Below are 7,706 nucleotides of genomic sequence, written 5' to 3'. Positions count from 1 at the left end.
TGTCGGGGGGGGGGGTGGGTTCTCCCCCCCCCCCCACAGGTCTCCGTTTGTGGGGGGGGGCCCCCCCCCCCCGACGCCTTGGGCCATCAGCGGGTCTCCCGCAAGCCCAACGCCAGCAACTTCGCTTCGATCCGCTCACCCAGGCTTCCCGGTGCTGCCAGTCCCATGCGCACCATGGCTTCCTCGTCGTCGGTCCGCGCGCCCATCGCGCGCAGCACGATGCCCGCCTTCTTCCACGGCGTGGCGGTATTCGCCTTCAGCCAGCCCAGTGCGTTGACGATGCGCTGTTCCACCCCGGTGAAATCGCTGCCCAGCGGGTAGTCCGGCAGCGTGCCGTCGTGGCGGAAGGCACGCAGGCGCGCTGACAGGTGCACGGGCGTGTTGTCGATCCAGTGCGCAGCCGGGTGAAAGCCGGTGCGCAGCTTGCCCGCGCGCTGCGCCTGTTCCATCAGCCCCCGCTGGAAACGCGAGTCGGTGATGCCGCCCATGGCGATGATGCAGTCCTCGTCGTTCTTTCCGCGCAGGTCGGCGATGCCGTACTCGTTGACGTACAGATCGCGCAGGTGGCGCGGGATGGTCGTGTGGCCGTAGTTCCAGCGTACGTTCGATCCGGCGCTGCCGGCATCCTCGCGTACCGCGCGGAACATCAGCACGCTGCGCGCGCCGTCCAGGGCGTTCGACATGTCGACGAAGTTGTATTGCCCGCCCACGCCGGACACCACCCGCCCGTCGTCGAGGCCATCGGAGACGGCCGCGCCCAGTACCGTCGCCATCATGCAGGAATTGAAGAAGCGCGCATCGCGGCGCTGCAGGCGTGCGAGGGTTTCCTGCCCGTGCTGCAGTTCGTTGATCATGCTTATCCGGCGCATGCCGATGGCGCGGCGTTGGTCGTCCGGCAGTTCGCGCAGCCAGTCGTAGAATGCGGGCGAGCCAAGGTAGAAGGCGCCGTGCAGGTATTCGCCATCGCGCTCCAGTCGCGCATGGTCGCCCAGGTTCGCGCTGCCGTCGGCGATGCGCTGCATCAGTGCCTCGTCGTCCGCCACCTTGCGCCGGATCACGCCGGTTTCCACCAGCCGCTTGAAGCCTTCGTTGACCATCTCGCTGCAGCCATACAGGCCGATGGCGAACGGGTCGAGCCCGCCACTGGCGAGGACGGCGGGATGCCGCTCCAGTTCCGGATCCAGGGCCGCGAGCACACGCCGGTACGTGGCGTTGTCGGTATGGCGCAGCACCAGGGCATGGCTCAGTGCGTCGGCCAACGCACCGATGCCGATCTGCAGCGTGCCGCCGTCGCGCACCAGCGTGCTGGCATACAGCCCGATGGCGTAATCCACATCCGACACCGGCTGGCGCGGCAGGCCGAACAGCATCGGATAGGGCCCCGGCGGCGTGACCACGATATCGAAGTACGCTTCGTCCACCGCCGCCGTTCCACCGATCCAGGGCAGCTGCGGATCCACTTCGGCCACCAGCAAGGGGCGGGGCAGGCCGCGGGCCATGACAGCATCCACGGTGTCCTGGGTCAGGTCGTTGTTGCACGACATCGAAAGTCGCGTGCCACCGGGCTCGCGCGCGACCTTCTGCACGATCACGTTGAGCGCACGATCGGCCAGGGCGCGCGCGACATGGGTGTAGTTGAGGCTGGCGTAATGGCGTTGCGCGGTGCTCGAACGCAGCAGGGCGCCGCCCTGCATGTAGAACTCTTCCACCTCGATGTTCGGCGGCAGCGCGTCGCGCTTCATCGCCTGCACGTAGTCCAGGCGCGGGAAGTCCCCGCCGAAGTGGCGCGCGGCGAACGGCGTCACGAAGCGGCCCTCCAGGCCTTTGCCGCCGGCGGGCGGGTCCAGCGACAGCGCGGTGTAGAGCGACCACGGACGTGCCGGATCGCGTGCGATGCGCGCGTACAGGGCATTCAACAGGCGATGCGGCTTGCCGATGCCCAGCGGGGCGCCCATGCGCAACGGGCCCGGCGTCCGGGACAGGATCAGGTCGACGGCTTCGTCGAGCGTAGTGAGGTGCTGTGTCATGGTGCCAGCGTAACGAGCCGCGCGTTGATCGGCCATGGCCTCATTGCTCCAGCATGTCCGGACGGAACAGGCGCCGCCGCGATACCTCGCGGCCCGACACCATGAAACGGCCGTCGCCGCGGTAGTGCAGGGTGCGGGGGATGCGCGGCGAGGCGGCGACGCGCGCATGCATCACGCGCCACACGAACAACGGGTAGTCGGCGGTGATGCGGGTCTCGTGCAATCGGCATTCGAACTGCGCGTGGCATTCGGCGATCCGCGGCGCATCCACCTCGCGCGAGGGCAGGGCGGTAAGGCCGAAGCGGTCGAACTTGTCCTGTTCGGCGCTGCTGCAGTTGCCGATGCGCACGACAGTGTCCAGCAGGTCTTCGGTCGGCAGGTTGATCACGCACTCGCGGCTGGTGCGTGCCAGCGCGTGGCTGCGGTTGGCGTCCCAAATGTAGGTGCCCACCAGGTCGTAGCCCAGCATCATGTGCCAGCCCAGCGTCATGATGGCGCGTTCGTTCTTGTGTGCCGTGCTGAGCAGCACGACGGGACCGGGTTCCAGGTAGCGACGTACCTGGTCCACCGGCAACTCCTTCCAGCGCTTCTGCCTGGTCATGGCGCCGCTCCAATATCGTGGCGGCAGGATACGCGCCGCTCAGTCGAGAACGTGTACGGAATCGGCGACGCGCCGCACTTCGTCCGGATGGTGGCTGACGTAGACGATGGGCAGGCGGATCTCGTCGCGCACGCGCTGCAGGTACGGGATCAGTTCCTCGCGCCGGGCCTGGTCCAGTGCGGACAGCGGCTCGTCGAACAGCAGCAGCGAGGGTTGCGAGAGCAGGGCGCGGCCGATCGCCACCCGCTGCGCTTCGCCGCCCGACAGGTTGCGCGTACGGCGGGCGAGCAGGGGCGCGATGCCGAGCAGGTCCACGACGGCGTCGAAACCGAACTGCGGCGCGCCCCGTCCGCCATGACGGCCGTATTGCAGGTTCCGGCGCACATCGAGATGGGGGAACAGCCGCGCATCCTGGAAAACGTAGCCCACGCGGCGGCGATGCACGGGCACGTCGACGTGGCGCGCGCTGTCGAACAGGCAATGGCCGTCCACGTCGATGCGGCCGGCCGCTGGCGTGAGCAGTCCTGCGATGGCATTGAGCACCGAGGTCTTGCCCGCGCCCGACGGGCCGACCAGCGCGATCACGCGTGCATCGTCGTCAATGTGCACGCGACGATGGAAGTTCCCGCGGCGCAGTTCGATGTCCAGCCGCAGCATCAGCTGTCCTCTCCCTGCCGTGTGTGGTGGCGTCGCACCAGCCATTCGGAGAACAGCAGCGCGGCCAGCGAGATCACCACGGCCACGGCCGCCAGGCGCCAGATGCCGGCTTCGCCGCCCGGTACCTGCATCAGGCCGTAGATCGCCGACGACAGCGTCTGTGTTTCGCCGGGAATGTTCGACACGAAGGTGATGGTGGCGCCGAATTCCCCCAGCGCCTTGGCGAACGCCAGCACGCTGCCGGCGACCAGCCCGGGCCAGGCCAGCGGGAGGGTGATGGTGAAGAACACGCGCCACGGGCCGGCGCCGAGGGTGGAGGCTGCCTGCTCCAGCCGGCGGTCGGTGGCTTCCAGCGAGAGCCGGATCGAACGCACCATCAATGGAAATCCCATCACGGCGCACGCCAGTGCCGCACCGGTCCACCGGAACGCGAACACGATGCCGAGCTGTTCCTGCAGGAAGCGGCCGACAGTTCCCTGCGTGCCCAGCGTCACCAGCAACGCGTAACCCATCACCACCGGCGGCAGCACCAGCGGCAGGTGCACGACGGCATCCAGGAGTGCCTTGCCGGGAAAGCGCGTGCGCGCCAGCAGCCAGCCGACGAGGACGCCGAAGGGCAGGCTCGCCAGGGCCGCCACCAGCGCCACCTTCAGGCTGAGCCGGATCGCGGTGAGTTCTTCCGGGCTGAAGACGTCGAACACGTCGGCGTCAGTCCGTCGTCGTGAAGCCATGCCGCGCGAAGATCGCATCGGCAGCGGGTGACGCCAGCCATCGCACGAAGGGCGTCGCCCGTGCCGTACGCGGGCCCCGCAGCGCAGCCACGGGATACACGATGGGAGGATGCGAATCCTCCGGGAACGTCGCCAGCACGCGCACGGCCGGCTCGGCCTTCGCATCCGAGGCGTACACGATGCCGAGCGGCGTCTCGCCGCGTGCCACCAGCATCAATGCCGCGCGCACGCTTTCCGATTCGGCCAGGCGCGCCTTGACGCCCTTCCAGAGCGACAGCGACTCCAGCGATGCGCGGGCGTATTTGCCTGCCGGGACCGTCGCGGTCTGCCCCACGGCGAGGCGGCCCTGGCCCAGTGCGGCCAGCAGTGTCGCCGGGCGCTTCAGGTCCACGCTTGTCTGGCGCGCTTTCGGTGCGACCAGCACCAGCCGGTTGCCCAGCAGGTCCCGCCGCGTCGCGACCTGCAGCTTGCCGCGCTGTTGCAGGTAGTCCATCCATTCCAGGTCGGCGGAGAAGAACACGTCTGCCGGTGCGCCTTGTCCGATCTGGCGCGCGAGCGCGGAACTGGCGGCGTAGGACACGCGGACCGACACCCCCGTCTGCTTCTGGTAGGCCGCTGCGGCCTCGTCCAGCGATTCCTTCAGGCTGGCGGCGGCGAACACGGTGAGCGGTGCGTCGTCCTGCGCCTGCACGGCAGGGGCAACGAAGGTGGCCGCGAGCAGGGCCAGTGCAGCGGATGCTCGGCGGAGCGACGTGGGCAGGTTCATGCGAACGACTCCTGGGGGAACGGACTATTCGATGATCTTCGGCAGTGAGCGGTGAGCGGTGAGCAGGAGGTCAGTGATGGTCGAGGGCCTTGTTCAGCACGGCAGCCAATGCCGCGCCGCCTGCCCGAAGTTGGCGTTCGGCCACCGGCAGGTGCTGGTCGACGTAGCGCTGCTCGAGTTTCGCGCGAGGCGGATAGAAACCGGGCTGGGTCGCCACGCGGCACGATTGCTCGGCCCAGGCGGGCGAGGGCGGCGGCAGGGTGATCGTGTCGAGGGATGGCTTCGGCAGCGCGCGAAGATGGCGCAGGTAGTCGGCTTCGCTGCGGCCGGTGGATGCCAGCATGCGACTGTCCCAAAGGGTGTGCAGGTTGGTGCCGCGTCCGTTCCAGTTCACCTGCACATCGTTGCCGCCCTTGTCGTGCGCGTAGCCTGCATGCAGCGGCTGGTGCACGTCGCCGACGAAATGCACGACGAACTTCAGCGCCTGCACGCGTTCGGCGCGTGTGCGCCGGGTGTCCGCGAGGATCGCGGTCTGTGCCCTGATGGCTTCCACCACGCAGTTGCCGCCCGGGCAGTCGCGCGGCTGCTCGTAGACGCAGTCGTGCTCACCGATGTTGACGAAGTGCCAGCGTGCGGTCTTGCGGCCGAGGACCGGATCGTTCTCGCGCAGGTCGTCGGCCCAGCTGGCGACGCCGGCCAGCGTCGGATCCGGTTCGCCCTGCAGCAGGGCTTCGACCTGGCGTCGCGTATCCGGCGCCAGGTCATCCCATGCCAGCAGCGCCACCAGCCGATGGCCGAGGGGGCCCCACGCATGCGCAGGCATGGGAAGCAGCGCGAGAGCAAAGGAGAGGGCGAGGGAGGCGGCAAAAAAGAGAGGACGGACCATGCCGGTACTTTAACCGACACGGGCCGTCCCCATTTGACCTCGTCAGGCGATGCGGCTATCTGCTCAGAACTTCACGACATACGCCACGCCGTAGACCAGCGGGTCGATGTTGGCGGTGCCGAGCTTGGCGCCATCGACCTTGACGTCGGAGTCGATGTCGATCCAGCGCGCATCCACGCGCACGGCGCCGCGCTCACTGACCTTGATGTCCATGCCGACATGTGCGGCCAGGCCCCAGGAATCGCCCAGCTTGAGGTCGGTGCCTGCGAGCGCGCCCTTGGTGTCTTCGCTGAAGAACGTGGTGTAGTTCAGGCCGGCGCCGAGGAACGGCGACACCTTGCCCTTGCCGTTGAAGTGATACTGCAGCGAGACGGTCGGCGGCAGGTGCTTGGTGCTGCCCACCGTGCCGACGCCGTCCACGGCGATGTCGTGCTTGAACGGCAGCGCGGCGAGCACTTCCAGGCCCAGGTTGTCGCGCAGGAAATACTCGTAGGTGATGGTCGGCTTGACGTCGCTGTCGATGTCCAGCGGCAGCGTGCCGCCGGCCAGCGAGCCGTTGTCGGACTTGGGGTTCACCTGGTGCGCGCCCACGCCCAGCGTCCACTCGCCCTTGGACTGGGCGAAGGCGGGAACGGCGGCGCCCAGTGCGAGGGCGATGGCAATCGGGATCAGGGTCTTCTTCATGATGGTGACGCTCGTTGGAATGTGGTGCCAGTCTCTGCCCGTGCATCCGGCGCCGCCTTGATCCTGATCAATGCCCGTGCGGCGTCGCCGCGGGGGCGGCCTGTTAGAATGGCGGCCCCCGTCAACCCCGCCGCGCCGCGCGCGTGGCCGCAGGAGTCCTGAGCAATGTCGATCAAGGTGGGTATCAATGGCTTCGGCCGCATCGGGCGCAACGTGCTGCGTTCCGCCGTGCAGAACTTCGGCAACGACATCGAGATCGTCGCCATCAACGATCTGCTGGAGCCGGACTACCTGGCGTACATGCTGCAGTACGACTCCGTGCACGGCCGCTTCGATGGCGACGTGAAGGTCGAGGGCAATACGCTGGTGATCAACGGCAAGCCGATCCGCCTGACCCAGGAACGCGACCCCGCCAACCTGAAATGGGACGAAGTGGGTGCCGAGGTCGTCATCGAATCCACCGGCCTGTTCCTCGACAAGGCCACCGCGCAGAAGCACCTGGATGCCGGCGCGAAGAAGGTCATCCTGTCGGCGCCGTCGAAGGATGACACGCCGATGTTCGTCTACGGCGTCAACGACAAGACCTACAACGGCGAGGCGATCATCTCCAACGCCTCGTGCACCACCAATTGCCTGGCGCCGATCGCCAAGGTGCTGCACGACAAGTGGGGCATCAAGCGCGGCCTGATGACCACCGTGCACGCGGCCACCGCCACGCAGAAGACCGTCGATGGCCCGAGCAACAAGGACTGGCGCGGCGGCCGCGGCATCCTGGAGAACATCATCCCGTCCAGCACCGGTGCAGCGAAGGCCGTCGGCGTGGTGATCCCGTCGTTGAACAAGAAGCTGACCGGCATGTCGTTCCGCGTGCCGACCAGCGATGTGTCCGTGGTCGACCTGACCGCCGAACTTGAGAACCCGGCCACGTACGAAGAGATCAAGGCCGAGATGAAGGCGCAGAGCCAGGGCGCGCTGAAGGGCATCCTGGGCTACACCGAGGACAAGGTGGTCGCCACCGATTTCCGCGGCGACACCCGCACCTCGATCTTCGACGCCGAGGCCGGCATCGCGCTGGACCCGACCTTCGTCAAGATTGTCAGCTGGTACGACAACGAGTGGGGCTACTCCAACAAGTGCCTGGAAATGGTCCGCGTGGTCGCCGGCAAGTAAGCCGCCACGCCGGCCGGTCCGGCCGGTCCGGCCGGAAGTTGCGTACACGAGCGCCCCAGGGCGCTCGTGTCGTTTCCGGGTATTGCGAGGTGATACCCGGCGCGCCGTCCGTGGCCACCTGCGGATCGGAATCTTGCAAATCGTCGGGCCATGCCCGAGTCTGCGGACGCGGCTGCAGGGACGG

General features: G+C 67.9%; 8 protein-coding genes. 1 reads left to right on the top strand and 7 read right to left on the bottom strand.

Annotated features, from left to right (window positions below; genetic code table 11):
* Nucleotides 1-86: 86 nt before the first annotated feature.
* The 7 genes from ACIPRS_RS08240 to ACIPRS_RS08210 form a co-directional block, all read right to left on the bottom strand.
* On the bottom strand, nt 87-2,027 hold the full coding sequence (locus ACIPRS_RS08240) for an acetyl-CoA hydrolase/transferase C-terminal domain-containing protein (RefSeq protein WP_446538195.1): 1,941 nt from the start codon (nt 2,025-2,027) through the stop codon (nt 87-89).
* Between the two features lie 40 nt (nt 2,028-2,067).
* On the bottom strand, nt 2,068-2,628 hold the full coding sequence (locus ACIPRS_RS08235; protein ID WP_446538194.1) for a flavin reductase family protein: 561 nt from the start codon (nt 2,626-2,628) through the stop codon (nt 2,068-2,070).
* Between the two features lie 39 nt (nt 2,629-2,667).
* Nucleotides 2,668-3,285: a molybdenum ABC transporter ATP-binding protein gene (gene modC, locus ACIPRS_RS08230; protein WP_337731572.1), complete on the bottom strand. Its 618-nt coding sequence runs from the start codon at nt 3,283-3,285 to the stop codon at nt 2,668-2,670.
* Nucleotides 3,285-4,016 (bottom strand): molybdate ABC transporter permease subunit, encoded by a 732-nt coding sequence (gene modB / locus ACIPRS_RS08225; RefSeq protein WP_337731571.1) that lies wholly within the window; start codon nt 4,014-4,016, stop codon nt 3,285-3,287. Before modB ends, modC begins: the two co-directional genes overlap by 1 nt.
* Nucleotides 3,994-4,782, bottom strand: a complete 789-nt coding sequence (modA, locus tag ACIPRS_RS08220; RefSeq protein WP_446538193.1) for a molybdate ABC transporter substrate-binding protein — start codon at nt 4,780-4,782, stop codon at nt 3,994-3,996. Before modA ends, modB begins: the two co-directional genes overlap by 23 nt.
* Nucleotides 4,783-4,852: 70 nt before the next feature.
* Nucleotides 4,853-5,605 carry a S1/P1 nuclease gene (locus ACIPRS_RS08215; RefSeq protein WP_337731569.1) on the bottom strand — a complete coding sequence of 251 codons (753 nt, stop codon included), beginning with the start codon at nt 5,603-5,605 and terminating at the stop codon, nt 4,853-4,855.
* A 126-nt stretch (nt 5,606-5,731) separates the two neighbouring features.
* Complete coding sequence (locus ACIPRS_RS08210) at nt 5,732-6,352, bottom strand: OmpW/AlkL family protein (protein WP_446538192.1); 621 nt, start codon at nt 6,350-6,352, stop codon at nt 5,732-5,734.
* A 165-nt stretch (nt 6,353-6,517) separates the two neighbouring features.
* Here ACIPRS_RS08210 and gap point away from each other — a divergent pair, with 165 nt between their 5' ends.
* Nucleotides 6,518-7,522 carry a type I glyceraldehyde-3-phosphate dehydrogenase gene (gene gap / locus ACIPRS_RS08205; protein ID WP_142125644.1) on the top strand — a complete coding sequence of 335 codons (1,005 nt, stop codon included), beginning with the start codon at nt 6,518-6,520 and terminating at the stop codon, nt 7,520-7,522.
* Nucleotides 7,523-7,706: the final 184 nt, after the last annotated feature.

The organism is Pseudoxanthomonas sp. LARHCG66, from assembly GCF_052871755.1.
Note: the sequence above shows the minus strand (reverse complement) of the source record. Positions and strands in the feature narration are given on the sequence as shown.

What these genes read in the sequence shown, in the direction of transcription:
- ACIPRS_RS08240 (WP_446538195.1), bottom strand. Translation starts at nt 2,027, where the DNA reads ATGACACAGCACCTCACTACGCTCGACGAAGCCGTCGACCTGATCCTG.
- ACIPRS_RS08235 (WP_446538194.1), bottom strand. Translation starts at nt 2,628, where the DNA reads ATGACCAGGCAGAAGCGCTGGAAGGAGTTGCCGGTGGACCAGGTACGT.
- modC (WP_337731572.1), bottom strand. Translation starts at nt 3,285, where the DNA reads ATGCTGCGGCTGGACATCGAACTGCGCCGCGGGAACTTCCATCGTCGC.
- modB (WP_337731571.1), bottom strand. Translation starts at nt 4,016, where the DNA reads ATGGCTTCACGACGACGGACTGACGCCGACGTGTTCGACGTCTTCAGC.
- modA (WP_446538193.1), bottom strand. Translation starts at nt 4,782, where the DNA reads ATGAACCTGCCCACGTCGCTCCGCCGAGCATCCGCTGCACTGGCCCTG.
- ACIPRS_RS08215 (WP_337731569.1), bottom strand. Translation starts at nt 5,605, where the DNA reads ATGCCTGCGCATGCGTGGGGCCCCCTCGGCCATCGGCTGGTGGCGCTG.
- ACIPRS_RS08210 (WP_446538192.1), bottom strand. Translation starts at nt 6,352, where the DNA reads ATGAAGAAGACCCTGATCCCGATTGCCATCGCCCTCGCACTGGGCGCC.
- gap (WP_142125644.1), top strand. Translation starts at nt 6,518, where the DNA reads ATGTCGATCAAGGTGGGTATCAATGGCTTCGGCCGCATCGGGCGCAAC.